Here is a 15,956-nt window from a genome sequence, read left to right as displayed (position 1 = left end):
CTCCTTGTTGTCGTTACGCTTCGTTTGCCGTGAAAAGCATTTGATACTCTCTGGTCCGCTGATACTCGGCCAGCCATTGTCTATCAGCGTCGCTGCGACAGCCGTTTGCGATGTGCCACTTGCAACGTTGATAGGAGTCCTGAAAGAACGGGCGCGCGTCCGGGTCCGGCGCGGCTTCAGGCTGCGGCGCAGCTTTGCGGGCGGAGGGTTTGACCGCAGAGTCCGGGATATGCAGTTCGCGCAGCGTATCGCTTTCCGGGGCGGGCAAAACCGCTGCGGCAGCCGTAGCGCGCGGCGGCTCAAACGGGCCGCCGGTTCGGCCAAGCTCCAACCCGGCCATCGCCATAGTGCGCCGCTCCAGCCGCTTCTGGCCGGCAATCGCGCGCTCCAGCTCCTGCTGATTTTGAGCGCTGCCAAGCCGCGCCATCGGGTGCAGCGATTCAACACGCCGCGCCACGCAAAGGAACTGCTCTTTTTCGGTGTAGACTTTCAAAGACTCCGGGTCCAGCAGGGAGTAGCGGATAACCGCGCGCTGCTTGAGGCCGTATAACTCGTCGCTCCAATAATCCGCGCCAAGGAATCGCAGGCCGTGCCGGCCTATGTATCCGATTTTTTCCTGCATCATCAAATCGTCCAGCGCGGCGGGGTCTACGCCGGGGCCGCGTCCCTCGTCAAAAACCTGTTTGCGCGTTTTGCCCTCAACATGCGGGCAGGGCTGCGCGCCTTCAAACTCCAGCCATTGCGCTATCATGGCTATGGCTTCGGATATGGTCGGGATATAGCCGTTGTGCCGGGCCTGATGCCACTTTTCGTTGCGCATGAGCCAGGCGGGCTTGTCTTCTATGGACGCGCCGGTGTAGCTGGGCATGAGCCGCTCAAAAGTGTTGCCGAACTCGTTGAACCAGCCCTCAATGACTTTTGCGCGCGCATTATAAGGTTGGGCGAACACCGCGCAAATGCCCAGCCGGGCAAACAGCCCGTCAAGCCCGCATTCGTCAAACTTGCTGCTGTCTTCGGTAAAGAAGCGGGAGCGAAACGCGCGTCCGTTGTCCTGATAGCAGACCTTGGGCATTTTGCCGAGACTGAGGATTGCGCCGCGCAGCGCGGCGGCGATGCACTGCGTGTTTTCCTCCAACATGATGTAGTAGCCAGCGAGGCAGTACGATTTCCAGTCCACATAGCCCACAAATGTCGCGCGGCAGGGCTTGCCGGTGAACGGGTTTATAACCTGAAAATTAAGCCGGTGTCCGTCGGCGACAAGCACGTCGCCAACCTCAAGTTGCGACGGGTCGCGGCGGATGAACGGCTCCACCTTGTCGCGCAATGCTTTTGTTCCCTCGCGCAAAAATGTCCAGTTGTCAAAATGACGGGCCTTCCAATGCTCGGCATAGCGGCGGAATGTTGCGGGGGAATGCGAGAGGGCCAGCCCCTGCTTTTGCAGGGAGAAATTCACCAGCCGGCACGCAGTGCCGATGCTGGGCTTGTTGGGCTGGAGCAGCAGGCCCATGAAAATATCGCGCTCCTTCGGGGACAGTTCAGGGCCGCCCTTGCCGCGCCCGTAGTAGTTCGGGACCAGCCGCTGCCAGTCCTGCGAGCCGTCCAGCATGGCCAGCCAGCGGTAAAGCGTTTTGACCGAAACCTCGCCCAGTTCCGCGCGAAGCTGCGGAAATAAATTAGAGTTGTAGCCGGTAATGAATTCGCCGTCCGCCGCCGCACTGCTTCCTTTATAGGAGTCGCGCCAGTTGCGCCATTGCCGCAGCAGGTCAAAGCGGGCGAGCGCGGTTTTGCGCCCGGCTTCAGGCACATCGGAGGGGCGGACGGATGCCAGCGCAAGCGGTTTCTGCTCCGGCGGCGGAGCGAGCTTGAGCCGCAGGTCGTCCGGCAGAGCCGCCGGGGCAAACAGCCGCGCGGGTTTGTGGTTGATGACAGTCTCCGCCGCCGCTGGCCAGCCTTCGCGGCGCGCGCGGCTTTTTAATGTGTTCATTGGCAGCTTTGCCAGGTCGGAGATTTGCCGGAGCGTCAAGGCGTTCTCTGTCATAGTTGTGCGATTTGCGCCGCGCAAGACATGGCGGCGGACGCCGCGCGCGGCGTCATTTCCGTTTCGTACTTCACCATCGCCGCAGCGGCGACGCCGTTGTTTCCGTTGTCCTGCGCCAGCTTTATGAGGAAGTACAGTCCTATTGCGCGCGAAACACCGTAACGCATAAGTTCGCGCAAGCCCGCCTCAACGGCGGCTTCGTTCATCACTTTTGCGAGTTTAGGATAATGCATGAGCAATCTCCTTTAAGACCCTTAACATCAAATCAGACGCGGGCATTAAGCTACTTCCGGTTAGGGACACCATTATGTGAAGCGTCTGCCCGCGTTCCATAATGCCTCCTGTGCTATTCCGAAACGCCCCGATGCGGTTTGAGCGGGGGCCAAAGTTGTTGCGGGCTTTTGCCCAGTCGTGTGGCAATTTCGGCGCGAATGCGTGTTGATGTTTTGATGCCGCGCACATTTGCGCTGACAGCGGCATCAGAAACATTAAGTTTTCGCGCGATATGGCGCTGATTAACGCCTGCCAGAATCATAAGACTCTTAATTTTGCGCCTTGAATTTTGGTATTGTGTATTCGGTCTCATGGGTTTCTTGTTTAACCTCTTGGGGGATATTCTAGGTGTTTAACGCCTAGTTGTCAAGGGTGTTTATGTGTTTAAGTATGAGTACGGGCGAACGAATTAAATTTTTGAGAGAGAAGAACGGCCAAACGCAAAAAGAGTTTGCTGATTTTTTGGGTCTTGATGTGCAGACTATCTCCTGCTATGAGCGAGGGAAACTGATTCCACGTCCCAGGAAAATAAATTTAATTGCTGTTAAATGTGGTGTTAAAGTCTCGTGGTTGTTATCGGGGCTTGGCCCCATGTCTACGGTCAACGACGATAAGTGTGAAACGGATTTGCAAGAAATTGTTGAGTTTTTGCGCGAACACCCGGAACAAAAGAAACTCGTCCTTGACGTTGTACGGATGCAAAAAAAAGCTGTCGCGCACATGGATAACACTGCACGGCCTGCTCGCCGGCTAAAACCGAAAAACACATAGGAGGATTTGTGAGAAAAATATTTATACTGGTGATCTGCTTGTTGCTTCTGACGGCTTATGGGAAAATTTCGGCGACTGCGGCAAATCCAACTAAAAGTCCAAGAATTCTTGAAGGTGTTTATGTGGAGACCATCCTTAGCGCTGATGGCCAGCATGTAAGCGGGTTGTATGTTTATGCCAGTAACTACTGGGAACAAGGGAAAGAATATATTAAGTATGGCGCTGTTGATGTTAATATTTTGGACATGAGCGATGCGTCTGGATATGTTTACGGTGACCATCATGCACGGCTTAATAAGGAAGAGGTTCGGCAAATCATCGCTGGATTAGATGAGCTTTCAAAAGAATATTCTAGCTGGAAGGCGGACAAGAAAAAGCATCTTGCCGCAGAGTTTTCAGTCGTCGGTGTCACCGTTGAATTATCTAGTCTTGCCATAGATACTGGTCATGCTGTAACAATCAATATCGGCGGTGGCGTGGCGGGACTATCTATCGGCTCGCTGCCTCTCCTGCAAACAAGTTTCAAAAAAGCCTTGCAGAGGATTGAGCAACTACCCCCGCTGCCGAGATAAGTATCCTGACAGGAAAAAATAGTTGTATGCAAAAAACACTTGCACTATTATGTTGCCTTTTGGCGATAACGGCTTGTGGAAAATCGCCACTACAAGCGGTTCTGGATAAACAGGATATATCTCCAGCTGTAACTCCACTGGATATGAAAGAACGGGATGTAAACGAAATTTATGCAGTGGTCCCGTTTGATGTCAGTCCCGCGCAAGCTAGGGCGACTTTGTTTAGCCTGATGAAGCGGTTGCCTAATCCTGACGCCGATAAATTTGCGGTTGTCCTTGTTGCGGAAGACTTTAACGGTTTTCAACTTGGCATTGCGGACTATAGGGATGGAATCTTGAGAATTGAGACCATACCGACAGATGACTGGATTGTAAACTATAATAAAACGCGCAAAGGGATAAGCCTATTGTCTCATGGTGCTGACCCAAAAAGCAAGGAATGGATGGGGTTAAAAACTGTTGTTGATTTCCCTGAAATACAACGCCCCAACAGTGAAACTTTTAGGAAGTGGCGGGCGGTTGATGATACGTATTGGCAATACTCGGCAAAATCGCCAATGGGAACGACCGACGTTAAGAAAAAAGCTGTAGTTGCTTCTATGCTTGGGCTTCAAGCGACGGAAATAGATGATATTTTGGGTATAATTTCCCGCTACTATTGCCCCAGTTCCTTTCATGAAAATGGTGAGACGATAAAAGTCAAATAGCCGCCGAGGGTGAAATAGGCTGCCGCCCGGCGCGACTATTGAAAAAAATATGAGGTATTGCCCGGAGCCGGGCGGAGAGAGTTGCCCGGCTCCGGGTTTTGCGTTCCTGTCGCCTCATCGGCTGGGAACGTCAGATTGTCAAAGAACCGCTTGCCGCCTATCGGCGTTAAGGCCGGCGAATTCCGAACAGCTTTACTAATAAACACAGCGCCAGCCGGCGCGCTTTAACGCGCCAACGTTCCGGCGGTATAAAGGCGCAGTCGTCTGTCCACCAGTGGCGACAACGTTTGCATGTCCAGCCGGGAAGCTGCTGCGCAATTATTATGCGACGAACGCCGATGGAACCGCAGTGCGGACAGTGTGGTTTGGTCATCACTTCCACTCCGGGGCGAAAACATGCAAGTGTCATTGCCGCAGTGTTCCATTGTCGTCGTGATAGGGCATAGGGCCGTAGCCGCAGCTTTCGCAGCAGACGTGCCTGCCCATATCGGCCTGCTCGCTGCCGCAGTCGGGGCAGGTAACCAATTGCGTATCTATGCTCTCTTGCGTTGGTTCCGGCATGATTTATCTCCTTGAGGCCTGTCGTCCAGCTCGCGGCGGTTGCGCAACTCGTAGCTCAGCAGGAACAGCGCGTTGGCGGCGCAGTGGGCTATATGGGACAGGCCGGTCTCAGGGTCGCGGGTCTCGCGGGCGAACCATGAAAGGGCGTGCCGCTGATGCGCGCCGAAAACGCGGCTGTAGGCTATGCCGCGCTCCCAGTTCCGGTCGCCGTATTTTTTTGCGCCGAGGGTAAGAACCTTGGCGACCTCGGCCAGCGCGTCGCCGGGCAGCAGCTCCAGCCGGGGTTTGCCGGCGTCGGCTTTATGCCCTTGCGTTCTGGAGAGCGGCCCAGTCAAGCCGGGCTTGCGCGATTTTTGCATACCGTTTTTCCTTTTCTATACCGACGAACCTGAAACCTTCAAGGATGGCCGCCTTGCCGGTGCTGCCGCTGCCGGCGAACGGGTCAAGGATAACTCCGCCGGGCGGCGTTACCAGCCGGCAGAGATACCGCATCAGCGCGGTGGGTTTTACGGTCGGGTGAATGTTGCGCCGCGCAGCCGGGCCGTTGCCGAGGCTGCCGCCGAGTATTTCAAAAGGCTTTTTACCGAAATGCGCCAGACCTTCGTCCCTGTCGCGCGGACCGGCTTTTGCGCAGTAGAAAAAGCGCGCGGGGCTTTTGCCGGTTTTATCGCCGGGGAAAGCGGCGAAGACATCTTCGCCGCCGTCGTGTATAACGTTGGCCGGCCAGCGACCGGAAACCGGCCTGCCGCCTTTTTCCTTTCCGCACAGACCGCCGCCATAGCCGTTGGAAGGGTTGCCGTTCCAGCCGGTTTTGGCTTCGGAGGGAATGCGGCAGGCGTCAATATTAAGCGCGCCGCAGCCCCAGTTGTCCATGTTGGCTGCAACCGTGCCGGCAAGCGGCTTGCGGGCGACGATAATCGGCTCAAAAGCCGGCTTGAGCGCGGTGCCAAAGCCCTGCCAGTTGCCGCGCAGGTTGTGGCTTTTAGGGAATCCGCTGCCGTAAAGCCAAAGGATGCAGTCCCGGATTTCCCAGCCGGCAAGCTCTATGGCGCTTGCGATGTGGTGAAATGTGCGGCTGCCGCCGAAGGCGAGCAGATGCGCGCCGGGTTTGGCGACGCGCAGGCAATGCGCCCAGGTGGCGGCGTTGAATGCTATGCCCGTTTTGTCCCATGCGTTGCCCAGAAATCCCAGCTCATAAGGCGGGTCGGTAACGATGGCGTCGTAAAAATTATCGGGCGTTTCTTTCATAATGCTGATGCAGTTTGCGTTGATAAGCGTGTTGCGTTCCACTCGGTGATTCTCCTCTGTTGCGCCTTTCGGCGGGCCGGATTGAGCCGGCGGGGTAAATCGGATTATGGAATGATTGGATTATGTCTGCCTCCTTTTATTTTTCCAGCCTGAAAATCAGTTTCCAGTTTCGGGCACCTTCCAGCACGTTGCGTAACTCGTTGGGTAACACGCCAGAGACGCGCTCGCCCATCAACGGCATGCCGCAAGCCCGATAAGCGCTTAAGACGAACTCTGTGCAAATGATGCCCGCACTGGCAGGCAGCGGCCAACCGAGCGCGCGTTTAATTGATGCGGATAAGCTATATGGCGCGACGGTCGTGTAGCAGAAACGGCATATACCCGCTACCGGAACGGGCAACGCCCATGCAGACAGCAGACTATCGGAGGACAATTCCTCCTCAAGCGACTGGATGGTAGTACCATTCCCGCAAAGTTCATGCGCTATGAGATGTCTGGGGCCGCCAAGGTAAATTCCGGCGTGCGTGTAAGCGTCGCGCGGGTAATTGCGCGGCGAAATTGCGCGAATAACGCGCGAGAAGCGGCTGTTTCCGTTGGCAAGGAAAATCGCGCCGTGCGGGATATTTTCTATTTGTCCAAAACGTGTCATGCCTTATACTCCTTCTTCTGAGTTGCCGAGCAGGCAGCGGTGGCTTTCGCTATGCGGTCGGAAGTATCCTTGAGATTTGCCCATTCGTACCAGAGGCCGGATTTGCAGCCGGGCGTCAGGCAGGCATTGCCGCGCCGGCGGTGGCCGTTGCCGGAGGAACGGGTAAAAGGCGTCAGTGTTTCATGGCAGGCGGCGCAACGCGGGGCATGTTTGCTCATAAGCCTTCCTGTAGATAAGTCTTGGCGGTGTCCACTATGTCCTGCTTGTCGGACTCGGTGAGCGCGAGGAATGGGCGGGCGGGGATATGGACGCGGGCGGATTTGCGGCCAGCCGCGCCGCCGAACTGGTGGATGGCCGCGTACCTGATATTGGTGCCTACCAGCGCGGATTTATCGGTATATGCGCCGTGTATGCTGCCCAGCAGCCCGGCGTTGCCGCTGTGCCGTTGCAGGATTTTGCCCGGCCAGTAGCCGCGCCGCGCGCGTTCCTTGATTGTGGCGGCGGCCAGTGGCCGCCAGGCGGGGCGGCCCTGCGCCGCGAAATTGTCCTCCACCGCTTCGCGCATGATGTCGCGCACGTCTTTCATAAACGGGCGCAGGTTGCCGGTCCGTTTTTTTAGCGCGGACAGGGCTGCGCCGAGTTTATGGCCGTCAACCGCAATGCGAATCATTTCGCCGCCCTCCCGTCCGCCGCCTTGCATTTTTTAGGGCGACGGGGTAGAATATAGGTGGAAGCCTTTTCCGAACCCGCCAGCGGAGCAACGCCGGACGGAGCCACCGGAAGGGACTTTATAAGCAAACCGCGTTCCGACAACTGGAAAGCCGCCGTGGCCAGTTGGATGGCTCCCGCAAGGAGCGACCCTATGAGGATGTGGCGCACCTCCGGAACGCGGTTCATATTTTCCCCCACAACAATTTATAGCGGGCAACCTTCAAGTCGGCGGGCGCCAGCCTGCCGGAGGTAACGGCGTAATTTACCGGCGTTTCCTTCCCCTTCAATTTGTAATCCACGCGCACCACCAGTTTGAGTTTTTTGTCTTTGCCCTCCTGCCGCACGAATAGTAGTGTGCCGTCGGTTTCATCAAGTAAAACAGCTTCCGGATTGGTTATGAATTCCGGGAGCTTTTTTATTTCCTCAAGCGTCAGCGCGGAGCCGGTTTCCTGTTTTACGGGGCGCGTCATGTGCAGAATGCCTTTGTCGTTGGCGATTACTATCGGGCTGGCGGGGATTATTTTGTCAGCCGCCAGAATTTTGAAAAGGTCCGGCTGGAGCCAGCCGAGCGTCATCGCAAAGCCGACAGGGTTGCCGCGCTGGAGGATTCCGTCAACCCAGTCCGGGAACATTTCGGCGTGGACTTTGCTTGTTGCCATATCGGCGAGGAAATCCGCGCGCGCGGCGTCGTCCATATCGCGCGCTTTTTCCCATGCGAGCGCGTCGGTCTGCCAGGCCTGGCCGGGATTGTAGTCCCAGCCCGCGCCGGTGGAAACCTTCGCGCCGGTGGCGGGGTCGGTGTAGGTGGAAATATCGCGCACCTCGCCGGTGGCTTTGGAGAGCAGCTTTTCGGACGTGGTGATGGTGTCGTTTGAGGATTCCGGCTTGAGGCCGCGTTCTCGCACCTGTCTGGCTGTCAGGGCGCGCACGCGGCAGCGGCAGCCCCAGTCCAGCGGCGGGAAGAACTTTTTCCAGAACGGGTCGTCCCAGCGGAATACTTTGCCGTTCAGCGCGGCGTGGCTGGGGCGGGTTTTTGCGTCCATGACCGCGATGAACTGCCAGTAGGGGCGGGTGTCTACCGATTCCATCAGTTCGCGCCAGTGGCCGGCGGATTCGGCGACGGCGATATTTGTGCGGTAGATGGTTTCAAGCCGGCGGGGGCTGCCGAGCTGGACCAGCTTTTGTTTGCCGGTCAGCGGGTCGGCCATCCACTTTTTGCCCCACCAGCCTTTGGCTTGCAGCGTCGGCTCCAGGTTCTTCTGGAACTCGCGGAAGGTCTGGCCTTCGGAGAGGGATTTGTCCACAGCGGCGCGGATGTCCTGCAACACGTCCAGCCGCGCGCATTTGGCGACGGTGAATGCTTTGGCGTGCGCCTCTTTCCACATATCCGACCAGCGGAATGTTATGGCGTAGCCCTTGCTGCGGAAATAGGCGATTGCCTTTTCCGGCGGCAGGCCGATGGCGTAGGCGGCGTCTATTTTTTCGGGCATAGAATTTTTTTTGGCAACACGAGTATCAGGCTGAACGGCCCAAGACTTAACCACAGCACCCATTCCGCGTCATAGTTATGCAGCATGAGACTAATCCCGAAACGGTCGCCCTCGTACGCTACAGAGCCGCGTAACCGCCCATATACAAATCCACAAATGATCATTGCGGCTGCTCCCGTTCGGCCATTGCCAGCAGGTCGGCGATGAAAATAACATGCGTCAGTTTGTCTTCAAGAGCGGCGGTGGACATGTCCGGGTAAATCCCGGCCAGTTTTTCAAGCAGCTCGTCATGCGAGGCGGATTGCGCCACAAGGTCAAATACCGGCTTGAGCAACCCGCCGGCCTGTTTTTGCAGTTCGGCGGGGTCAAGGGCAGCGGCGAGTTCGTCAGCGGCATCCGGGGCGGGCGGGGCGGCGGCTTTGCCGGCGAACGGCGTCAGGCCGCCGGATTGCGGTTCGGCGATATCAAAGTCGGCGTCCTGCAAGCCGTACTCGCGCTGGTAATAGGATTTTTTGAAACGCACGCCCTGGCGGGTGAGGGTTTCGTCGCGCTGGGCGAGCTGTACATCCACATCCTCCTGCGCGTAGAGGCCCAGCTTGGGGGCTTCCGCGCCCGGCATATTGAGGTCCACAATCCACTGCGCGAGCTGGTTTAGCGCGCTTTCTACGAGGTTTTTGTCGGTGTCCACGATGTCTTTGCGCACCGCCATGTGCGTTTGCGCGGCGGCGTAGGAGCCTTTGTCGCCGACCTCGGTGGTAAGCGTCTGGCCCAGCAGGCCGATGGAGATTTCCGCCTTGCAGTAATTAAGGAACCGCTCGTAAATCTCAGAACTGCCGGTTCCGTCGTAATGCTGGATTTCCACGCTTGCATCGTCAGGGATTACCGCGATTGCATCCTGCACCATCTGCTCCAGAGTGGCCAGCAGTTCGCCGCTTTCCTCGGATACTTTGCCGCGCGGGACTTTGGCGACGATATGCGGCATCCCGTATTTCTCGCAAAAGAGCGCCCAGAATTTGAGGCCGCCTTTTTTGAAGGTGGCCGGCCAGAAAACTTTTGACAGCACAGGGAACCCGTAGGGATTGCGCCAGCCGCCGTTGTGGACGGTTTTGAGGAATTTGCGGGGCGGGAGCGGCTCGCCGCGGACGGGGTCGTCTATGCTTTTGAAGCGCAGGTCGGCCTGCTCGCCGAAACAGAACCATTCCGGCGGCTTCTGGCGCACATCCGCAGGGAGCGCGCGACCGGAAGACGAGTCCCAGATGATTTCCGAAATGTTGTAGCCGAACAGCGGCGCGTCCAGCAGTTCGCTGATGACGCGGCGCATGTCCAGCCGGCTGAAGGCGTCCTGCACCAGTTCCGCCGCAGGGTTTGCGGCTTTGCCGCGATTTACGGCCCAGTCCAGCGACAGCACGCCGGACTTGCGCGATTCCACGCAGCCGCCTACGTGCGCGTCGGCCAGCAAATCGGCGTAGGCGGTGATGTCTTTGCCCATGCGCTTTAGCACCACGTCGGGGTTGGGCAGCGGCATGCCGTTGAGGCTGAACCACATGCCCCGTTCGCGCGTGGCGATTTCGCCTGCGGTGAAAGAGGGCCTTGATGCGGGCGCGCTGGCCGCCAGGCGGCGCAGCGGCTGCGGCGTTTTGTTTTTCGGCTTCATAATTTTTCGTTCCTCCGGCTTGCCCCGTCTGGCGGGGCTTCGCGCGCGCAATGCTAAAGCTATATATGCGGCGCGGTTTTGCGCGAAACCGCCGCAAAAACTTGGGCCTGACCTATGTTTGCAGGCCCCAAACCCCCGTTAAATTCGCATGATAAGCCCGATTACCGTATAATCCCCTGCCGGTTTTGACGTGAGGCATTTTAAGGCCCATAAAGCGCATTTTTGCCGGAACGGGTGTTTTTTTGGCCATGATTTCAGTACCCCGCATAGCGGTCGCGCCGCCTTTTCCGGTCGCTGGCATTGAGCGCGAACCGGCCCGCTTCCTCCGCGTCGTAGCCGCGCGCGCTGCGGCTTTCGCCTCCGGCGGAGGAGGCGGCGCGGACGGGGCCGTTATCGGGCGAGATGGCGTGTACGGCAAGGGCCAGCGCCCAGAATTCGTCGGCGTGGCCGCTGTCGGAGCGGGCCGCGTCAAAACGGATATTGCCCGACGCGGTGGTGATTTTCTTGACGGAATGCAGGCTTTCGCGCAGCTTGAAACTCGGAAAAATGCGGATGGCGCGGTCTTCAAATTTCCGGCGCAGGCCGTAGGCCAAATCTTCCTTGACAGCGTTGGTGAAGGTAACCGGCTCAATGCGGTATTTGCCGAATTCGTCCTGAGTTTCCTCGGCCATCTGCATACCAATGCCGGTCGAGTCAATGCAGCAGCGGCGCAGCCTGGGATGGCGGAGAATGCCCCACAGCGTCTCCTTTTGGACGGCAAACTTGGTTTTTTGCATCTCCACCATCTGGCGCAGCCAGGCCATCCCGCCGTAGTGTTCAAGCGCGGCGATATCGCTGAGGTCTTTTTTGCGGCCCACGTCAAAGCCCGCAAGCAAATCGCCCAGAATGCCGGAAAGGTCGGGCATGTATGCGGCGGGGTCCTCGCAGGCGATTATCTCGTCGTAGGTCAGAAACGCGGAGGCGGAGTCGGTTGCCACACAGCAGTATTCCTGCTGCCACGCGTCCTCGTCGGCGCAGTCTGTATGTTCTTCGCTCAGCCATGCCTGCCTCTCGGCGGCGGTCAGCGCGCGCCCTGCGATTGTGTCGGCAATGCCTTCTTCCACGGCCAGTTGTATGGGGGTGGTGTGCAGGCTCCATTTAAGCCTGCCGGCTTTAGTATCCTTCACGAACCGGAAAAATTTAGAGTTCTGCCCGTTGTGGGTTGAGAGTATCCTCAATGAATGCCCCCACATGATACAGGGGCGCGCCGCCTTCCAAAGCGCGGCGGCGTCCTCATGCCAGGCAAATTCGTCAAGCACGACCTTGCCGCCCTTGGAGCGGAAGGCTTTCGGATTGGAACTGAGAGCGTGGATGCGCGACTTGTTGCGGAATTCTATGACATAGGCTTTTATGCCATTTTTCTCGTCTATCACCTGTTCGCCGAGGACTTTGGCGGCGCGCTGGTGCAGTTTTGCCCACATCTCGCAGTACACGATATATTCCCGCGCAGCCGTTTCGTCCGCCGAAGAAAACCAAACCGGCAGGCCGGGGACGGCGATGCAATCGTTGACATCTTCAAACGACTGGCAGTAAGTGGCGCCGATACGACGGGATTTTTCCCAAATCTTTACCTTGCTGGCGTCTTTGAGCCAGCGGCTCTGATACGGGAGAAAGCGCGGCGCTTTGGAAGCCATCAGCCGGCGTCCTCGCCCTTGAACATTTCGTCGCGGACCAGTTTCGCCAGGTCGCCGCCGGCCTTAAGCAGGTCGGGGTTGGCGTTGAGCTTGGCCAGCATATCCTCGTAGCCTTTGACGATATTTAGTTTGCTGAGGATGTTGATGAACAGCCGCGCCCTGCCGCCGTCCACCGGACGCTTGGCGTCCATATCTTCAGAGATGGCGACCATCAGTTTGCGGGCGAGGTCAAAAAGCTCCTGATGGAACTGCTCTTTGCCTTTCAGGAAATTGCTACGCTTCTCCTCCCAGCCGCCGGCGTCCTTCCACAGACGCACAGTTTTTTCGGAGACGCCCAGCGTGCCGGCTATACCGGCGAAGGTCATGCCTTCCTGCACGAACAGCCGCCGGGCCTCCGGTTCAAGCGCCGGTTTTTTCATGGCCGAGCGCCTCCTCAAGTTTTGCGATTTGCGCACGCAGGGAGATTATTTTTTCGCGCAGCTCGTGCAGCCGTTTAAGCTCCAGCAGCGCGATGGCCGTATCGCAGCCATCCACGATGTCCGGCTCATAGGGATTGAGCTTTTCGCGCGTCAAATCGCGCGAGGCAGCCGCCGACAACCCGGCTTCGCGCAAATCGTGCCGCAGGACGGAGAGTTTTCCTTCCATCATCATGCGCTCGTTGTTCATTGTGGTTTGCTCCCTCCTCTTGTAATCGGGCAGAACTGGTTGGTGTCCGCCTTGTTTTCCACCCGCGACATCTGGCCGGAAAGGTACTGCAACTGCTCAAGCATGCGCTCGGTCTGAGCGAAATGCTGGTCGGCCTGCTGCTGCTGTTGCGCCAGCATGGTTCGGAAAAGTTTTTTCTGCTCCTTGGAGTCCAGATACCAGAACACAAGCACCATTGCCGCCAGTCCCCATTTAGCCACCGCGTCGGTGAAGAAACTCCACATTGTCATGCGCCAGTCCTCCGGTTTACGCGTCGCCGCCTACGGCGGCGACGGTTCAAATCCGCCTTTTTCTGTTGATATGTTAGCGGACGAAGGCCGCCACAATCTTGTAAACGGTTTACAAGAGCGTCAGCCAGCCAACCTGCCAGAATATCCGCATGAAGCCACTGACAGACAGCACAAGCGCCGACGGGAAGCTGTTCGTAATGACCGGAGCCGACGTTTCGGCTCTGCCGTCCGAGGTGCAGCTTATCCCCGCCGGCGCGCATAACACGGATAAGGGGTCGTTCCTGCTGGACGCGACCGCCGCCAAAGCGGTGCTGGAGGCGGCCTCCGCCCACAAAAACGACTTCGTCATTGACTACGAGCATCAGACGCTCAAGGACGTGGAGGCCCCGGCTGCGGGCTGGATACGGCGGCTCGTCAACAAGGGCGAGCAGGGAATCTGGGGCGAGGTGGAGTGGACGGCCCGCGCGCAGGAATATCTGAAAAAACGGGAGTACCGCTATCTGTCGCCGGTGTTTCTGGCGGACAAGGCCGGGCGCGTGGCGCGTTTCCTGAACGCCGCGCTGACCAACGCCCCCGCCATAGACGGGATGACGCCGGTGGTGAACAAATCGCAAGGCGGCGGGACCGCCGCAAAAACGAAGGAGGATAAAAGCAACATGGACAAAATAATGCAAGCGCTGGGACTGGCCCCCGATGCCGCGCCCGACGCTGCGCTGGCCGCGATAGAGACGCTGAAAGCGCCCCGTCTGGCGGCCTGCAAAAGCGCGCTGACCGCGCTGGGCCTGCCGGAGACGGCCAAGGAAAGCGACGTGACCGGCGCAATAATGGTCATGAAGTCCGGCTCCGCCGAGACGGCGAAACTGGCGCAGACGGTGGCGGAACTGAAAGCCAGAAACTCCGAGCGCGACGCCGCCGACCTTGTGGCGATGGCGATGAAAGAAGGCAAAGTATCGCCCGCGATGCGGGACTGGGCGCTTAACTGCGCCAAAACGGACCCCGAAGGCTTCAAGGTATTCGCGGCCAAAGCGCCCGTAGTGGTGCCGCCCGGCGAGGCCAAACCTTCCGCGCCCGCCAAAGGCGGACAGACGGAACTGAGCGAAACGGAAATGCACGTGTGCAAGCTGGCCGGCGTTTCCAAAGAGGATTTCCTCAAAACCAACAAGGAGGGCAACTAGATGGCGGCCCTGGACACAGAAAGAGACACCGCCTTCCGCGACGGCAAGCGCCATGCGCTGCCTGTGGCGGCGGGCGCGAAAATATACGCCGGCGGACTGACGGCGCTGAACGGCTCCGGCTATGCAGTGCCGGCGAGCGACGCGGCGGGGCTGGTGGTTTATGGCCGCGCTGAAGCGACGGTGGACAACGCGCTCGGCCAGAACGGCGACGCCGCAGTGGAAGTGAAAGAAGGCTGCTTCTGCTACGGCGGCAGCGGCTTCACCGCCGCCGACGCGGGCAAGGCCGTATTTGTCGCCGACGACCAGACGGTCAACAAAACCGGCGGCACTCACAAGGTGTTCGCGGGCGTCATCAAGGAAGTCGTGGCGGCGGATGAGGTGTTCATCCAGGTGTCGCCCGATTTCCACTTGTTCGGGAACATCGCGGCGGCGGTCGCTGCGGCGGCATCGGCCAACGCGCCCACGCAGGGCGAGACGTATGCCCAAGCCGACGTGCAGGCGATAGCCACACTGGCAAACGAACTCAAGGCGCAGCTTAATGCCGTGATAGCCGCGCTTAAAGCCGCAGGGCTTATGTGGTCCTGAGGAGGGACAAAGTAAATGCTGATAAACGCACAATCGGTTGAGGCGATATTCAAAACCTTCAACACGCTGTACCAGAAGGCCTTTCAGGAGTACAAGCCGCTGTTCCGCTCCATCGCCACGGAAGTGCCTTCCACCGCCCGCGAGGAGAACTACTCATTCCTCGGCGCGGTTCCCAGAATGAGGAAATGGCTGGGCGACCGGCAGTATAAGAACCTGCTGGCCTGCAAATACGCGGTACTCAACGAGGACTTTGAGTCTACTGTGGAGCTGAAGCGCAACGACATCGCGGACGACAGAATCGGCCTGTTCTCGCCGGTTGTGTCCGAGATGGGCCGCGCGGCGGCCTCGCACCCGGACGAACTGGTTTTCGCGCTGCTGGCCGCCGGGTTTGACGAGCTGTGCTACGACGGGAAGCCGTTTTTCTCGGCGACGCACAAGGTCAACAAGGCCGACGTCTCCAACATGGACGTGCCGCAAAGCAACCCCGGCAACCCGTGGTTTCTGCTGGACACCACGCGCGCTATAAAGCCGCTGGTGTTCCAGAACCGCGAGGCGCCGGAGTTTACCGCCATGACGCAGCCCTCCAGCGAGCATGTGTTCAAGCAGAACACATTCCTCTACGGCGTGAACGCGCGCGATAACGCGGGGTACGGGCTGTGGCAGTTCGCCTTCGGCAGCAAGCAGCCGCTTACGCCGGCGAACTATGCCAAAGCGCGCGCGGCCATGATGGCCTTCGCGGATGTGGCCGGCAGGAAAATGCAGGTGAAGCCGAACCTGCTGGTGGTCGGCGGCTCCAACGAGGGCGCGGCGCGCAAAATCGCCTACGGAGAAAACTCCGCAACCGAGACGGGAATGGAAAGCAACCCGTGGAAAGGCACGGTGGAAGTGATGTGCGTGCCGTACCTTGACTGAGG

General features: G+C 58.5%; 22 protein-coding genes. 6 read left to right on the top strand and 16 right to left on the bottom strand.

Annotation, left to right across the window (positions count from 1 at the left end; all coding sequences use genetic code 11):
- Positions 1 to 13 precede the first annotated feature (13 nt).
- The 3 genes from WC421_02935 to WC421_02925 all read right to left on the bottom strand — a co-directional run bounded on the left by WC421_02935 (position 14) and on the right by WC421_02925 (position 2,573).
- Positions 14 to 2,038: a Mu transposase C-terminal domain-containing protein gene (locus WC421_02935; protein MFA5161177.1), complete on the bottom strand. Its 2,025-nt coding sequence runs from the start codon at positions 2,036 to 2,038 to the stop codon at positions 14 to 16.
- A complete protein-coding gene (locus tag WC421_02930) occupies positions 2,035 to 2,244 on the bottom strand; it encodes a hypothetical protein (GenBank protein MFA5161176.1) in 210 nt (69 codons plus the stop codon). Before WC421_02930 ends, WC421_02935 begins: the two co-directional genes overlap by 4 nt.
- A gap of 140 nt (positions 2,245 to 2,384) precedes the next feature.
- Positions 2,385 to 2,573 carry a hypothetical protein gene (locus tag WC421_02925; protein ID MFA5161175.1) on the bottom strand — a complete coding sequence of 63 codons (189 nt, stop codon included), beginning with the start codon at positions 2,571 to 2,573 and terminating at the stop codon, positions 2,385 to 2,387.
- A 116-nt stretch (positions 2,574 to 2,689) separates the two neighbouring features.
- Here WC421_02925 and WC421_02920 point away from each other — a divergent pair, with 116 nt between their 5' ends.
- From WC421_02920 to WC421_02910, 3 genes are read left to right on the top strand one after another with little or no spacing between them, the layout of a single operon-like run.
- Positions 2,690 to 3,082, top strand: coding sequence for a helix-turn-helix transcriptional regulator (locus WC421_02920; protein MFA5161174.1), 393 nt, complete (start codon positions 2,690 to 2,692; stop codon positions 3,080 to 3,082).
- Between the two features lie 8 nt (positions 3,083 to 3,090).
- On the top strand, positions 3,091 to 3,654 hold the full coding sequence (locus WC421_02915) for a hypothetical protein (protein ID MFA5161173.1): 564 nt from the start codon (positions 3,091 to 3,093) through the stop codon (positions 3,652 to 3,654).
- A gap of 26 nt (positions 3,655 to 3,680) precedes the next feature.
- On the top strand, positions 3,681 to 4,361 hold the full coding sequence (locus WC421_02910; GenBank protein ID MFA5161172.1) for a hypothetical protein: 681 nt from the start codon (positions 3,681 to 3,683) through the stop codon (positions 4,359 to 4,361).
- A 405-nt stretch (positions 4,362 to 4,766) separates the two neighbouring features.
- Here WC421_02910 and WC421_02905 read toward each other — a convergent pair whose 3' ends face one another.
- The 13 genes from WC421_02905 to WC421_02845 form a co-directional block, all read right to left on the bottom strand.
- The gene (locus WC421_02905) at positions 4,767 to 4,922 is read right to left on the bottom strand and encodes a hypothetical protein (GenBank protein MFA5161171.1); all 156 of its coding nucleotides are present in this window, start codon (positions 4,920 to 4,922) and stop codon (positions 4,767 to 4,769) included.
- Positions 4,895 to 5,257, bottom strand: a complete 363-nt coding sequence (locus WC421_02900) for a dATP/dGTP diphosphohydrolase domain-containing protein (protein MFA5161170.1) — start codon at positions 5,255 to 5,257, stop codon at positions 4,895 to 4,897. Before WC421_02900 ends, WC421_02905 begins: the two co-directional genes overlap by 28 nt.
- Positions 5,223 to 6,212, bottom strand: a complete 990-nt coding sequence (locus WC421_02895) for a site-specific DNA-methyltransferase (GenBank protein ID MFA5161169.1) — start codon at positions 6,210 to 6,212, stop codon at positions 5,223 to 5,225. Before WC421_02895 ends, WC421_02900 begins: the two co-directional genes overlap by 35 nt.
- A gap of 94 nt (positions 6,213 to 6,306) precedes the next feature.
- Positions 6,307 to 6,819 (bottom strand): hypothetical protein, encoded by a 513-nt coding sequence (locus tag WC421_02890; protein ID MFA5161168.1) that lies wholly within the window; start codon positions 6,817 to 6,819, stop codon positions 6,307 to 6,309.
- Positions 6,816 to 7,037 carry a hypothetical protein gene (locus WC421_02885; protein MFA5161167.1) on the bottom strand — a complete coding sequence of 74 codons (222 nt, stop codon included), beginning with the start codon at positions 7,035 to 7,037 and terminating at the stop codon, positions 6,816 to 6,818. The genes WC421_02890 and WC421_02885 overlap by 4 nt, the downstream gene beginning before the upstream one ends.
- The gene (locus tag WC421_02880) at positions 7,034 to 7,489 is read right to left on the bottom strand and encodes a phage virion morphogenesis protein (protein ID MFA5161166.1); all 456 of its coding nucleotides are present in this window, start codon (positions 7,487 to 7,489) and stop codon (positions 7,034 to 7,036) included. Before WC421_02880 ends, WC421_02885 begins: the two co-directional genes overlap by 4 nt.
- Positions 7,486 to 7,716 carry a hypothetical protein gene (locus WC421_02875; protein ID MFA5161165.1) on the bottom strand — a complete coding sequence of 77 codons (231 nt, stop codon included), beginning with the start codon at positions 7,714 to 7,716 and terminating at the stop codon, positions 7,486 to 7,488. Before WC421_02875 ends, WC421_02880 begins: the two co-directional genes overlap by 4 nt.
- Positions 7,713 to 9,020, bottom strand: a complete 1,308-nt coding sequence (locus tag WC421_02870; protein ID MFA5161164.1) for a phage minor head protein — start codon at positions 9,018 to 9,020, stop codon at positions 7,713 to 7,715. The genes WC421_02875 and WC421_02870 overlap by 4 nt, the downstream gene beginning before the upstream one ends.
- Positions 9,021 to 9,180: 160 nt before the next feature.
- Entirely contained in the window at positions 9,181 to 10,674 is a 1,494-nt protein-coding gene (locus tag WC421_02865) for a DUF935 family protein (GenBank protein MFA5161163.1), read from the bottom strand.
- Positions 10,675 to 10,928: 254 nt separating this feature from the next.
- Positions 10,929 to 12,347, bottom strand: a complete 1,419-nt coding sequence (locus tag WC421_02860) for a terminase family protein (protein ID MFA5161162.1) — start codon at positions 12,345 to 12,347, stop codon at positions 10,929 to 10,931.
- A complete protein-coding gene (locus WC421_02855; GenBank protein MFA5161161.1) occupies positions 12,347 to 12,766 on the bottom strand; it encodes a phage terminase small subunit-related protein in 420 nt (139 codons plus the stop codon). Before WC421_02855 ends, WC421_02860 begins: the two co-directional genes overlap by 1 nt.
- The gene (locus tag WC421_02850) at positions 12,747 to 13,013 is read right to left on the bottom strand and encodes a hypothetical protein (GenBank protein ID MFA5161160.1); all 267 of its coding nucleotides are present in this window, start codon (positions 13,011 to 13,013) and stop codon (positions 12,747 to 12,749) included. The genes WC421_02855 and WC421_02850 overlap by 20 nt, the downstream gene beginning before the upstream one ends.
- Complete coding sequence (locus WC421_02845; protein MFA5161159.1) at positions 13,010 to 13,282, bottom strand: hypothetical protein; 273 nt, start codon at positions 13,280 to 13,282, stop codon at positions 13,010 to 13,012. The genes WC421_02850 and WC421_02845 overlap by 4 nt, the downstream gene beginning before the upstream one ends.
- Positions 13,283 to 13,431: 149 nt before the next feature.
- On the opposite strand from WC421_02845, the gene WC421_02840 reads away from it, so the two are divergent.
- From WC421_02840 to WC421_02830, 3 genes are read left to right on the top strand one after another with little or no spacing between them, the layout of a single operon-like run.
- Positions 13,432 to 14,457: a phage protease gene (locus WC421_02840; GenBank protein ID MFA5161158.1), complete on the top strand. Its 1,026-nt coding sequence runs from the start codon at positions 13,432 to 13,434 to the stop codon at positions 14,455 to 14,457.
- Positions 14,458 to 15,042 (top strand): hypothetical protein, encoded by a 585-nt coding sequence (locus WC421_02835; protein ID MFA5161157.1) that lies wholly within the window; start codon positions 14,458 to 14,460, stop codon positions 15,040 to 15,042.
- Positions 15,043 to 15,057: 15 nt separating this feature from the next.
- Positions 15,058 to 15,954, top strand: a complete 897-nt coding sequence (locus tag WC421_02830; protein MFA5161156.1) for a Mu-like prophage major head subunit gpT family protein — start codon at positions 15,058 to 15,060, stop codon at positions 15,952 to 15,954.
- Positions 15,955 to 15,956 lie beyond the last annotated feature (2 nt).

Source organism: Elusimicrobiales bacterium (assembly GCA_041651175.1).
GTDB lineage: Bacteria > Elusimicrobiota > Elusimicrobia > Elusimicrobiales > Elusimicrobiaceae > JAQTYB01.
Note: the sequence above shows the minus strand (reverse complement) of the source record. Positions and strands in the feature narration are given on the sequence as shown.

Coding starts and splice junctions, on each gene's coding strand:
- WC421_02930 (MFA5161176.1), bottom strand. CDS start 2,244: ATGAACGAAGCCGCCGTTGAGGCGGGCTTGCGCGAACTTATGCGTTAC.
- WC421_02865 (MFA5161163.1), bottom strand. CDS start 10,674: ATGAAGCCGAAAAACAAAACGCCGCAGCCGCTGCGCCGCCTGGCGGCC.
- WC421_02890 (MFA5161168.1), bottom strand. CDS start 6,819: ATGACACGTTTTGGACAAATAGAAAATATCCCGCACGGCGCGATTTTC.
- WC421_02910 (MFA5161172.1), top strand. CDS start 3,681: ATGCAAAAAACACTTGCACTATTATGTTGCCTTTTGGCGATAACGGCT.
- WC421_02935 (MFA5161177.1), bottom strand. CDS start 2,038: ATGACAGAGAACGCCTTGACGCTCCGGCAAATCTCCGACCTGGCAAAG.
- WC421_02880 (MFA5161166.1), bottom strand. CDS start 7,489: ATGATTCGCATTGCGGTTGACGGCCATAAACTCGGCGCAGCCCTGTCC.
- WC421_02875 (MFA5161165.1), bottom strand. CDS start 7,716: ATGAACCGCGTTCCGGAGGTGCGCCACATCCTCATAGGGTCGCTCCTT.
- WC421_02835 (MFA5161157.1), top strand. CDS start 14,458: ATGGCGGCCCTGGACACAGAAAGAGACACCGCCTTCCGCGACGGCAAG.
- WC421_02850 (MFA5161160.1), bottom strand. CDS start 13,013: ATGAACAACGAGCGCATGATGATGGAAGGAAAACTCTCCGTCCTGCGG.
- WC421_02920 (MFA5161174.1), top strand. CDS start 2,690: ATGTGTTTAAGTATGAGTACGGGCGAACGAATTAAATTTTTGAGAGAG.
- WC421_02830 (MFA5161156.1), top strand. CDS start 15,058: ATGCTGATAAACGCACAATCGGTTGAGGCGATATTCAAAACCTTCAAC.
- WC421_02905 (MFA5161171.1), bottom strand. CDS start 4,922: ATGCCGGAACCAACGCAAGAGAGCATAGATACGCAATTGGTTACCTGC.
- WC421_02870 (MFA5161164.1), bottom strand. CDS start 9,020: ATGCCCGAAAAAATAGACGCCGCCTACGCCATCGGCCTGCCGCCGGAA.
- WC421_02925 (MFA5161175.1), bottom strand. CDS start 2,573: ATGATTCTGGCAGGCGTTAATCAGCGCCATATCGCGCGAAAACTTAAT.
- WC421_02840 (MFA5161158.1), top strand. CDS start 13,432: ATGAAGCCACTGACAGACAGCACAAGCGCCGACGGGAAGCTGTTCGTA.
- WC421_02845 (MFA5161159.1), bottom strand. CDS start 13,282: ATGACAATGTGGAGTTTCTTCACCGACGCGGTGGCTAAATGGGGACTG.
- WC421_02885 (MFA5161167.1), bottom strand. CDS start 7,037: ATGAGCAAACATGCCCCGCGTTGCGCCGCCTGCCATGAAACACTGACG.
- WC421_02855 (MFA5161161.1), bottom strand. CDS start 12,766: ATGAAAAAACCGGCGCTTGAACCGGAGGCCCGGCGGCTGTTCGTGCAG.
- WC421_02860 (MFA5161162.1), bottom strand. CDS start 12,347: ATGGCTTCCAAAGCGCCGCGCTTTCTCCCGTATCAGAGCCGCTGGCTC.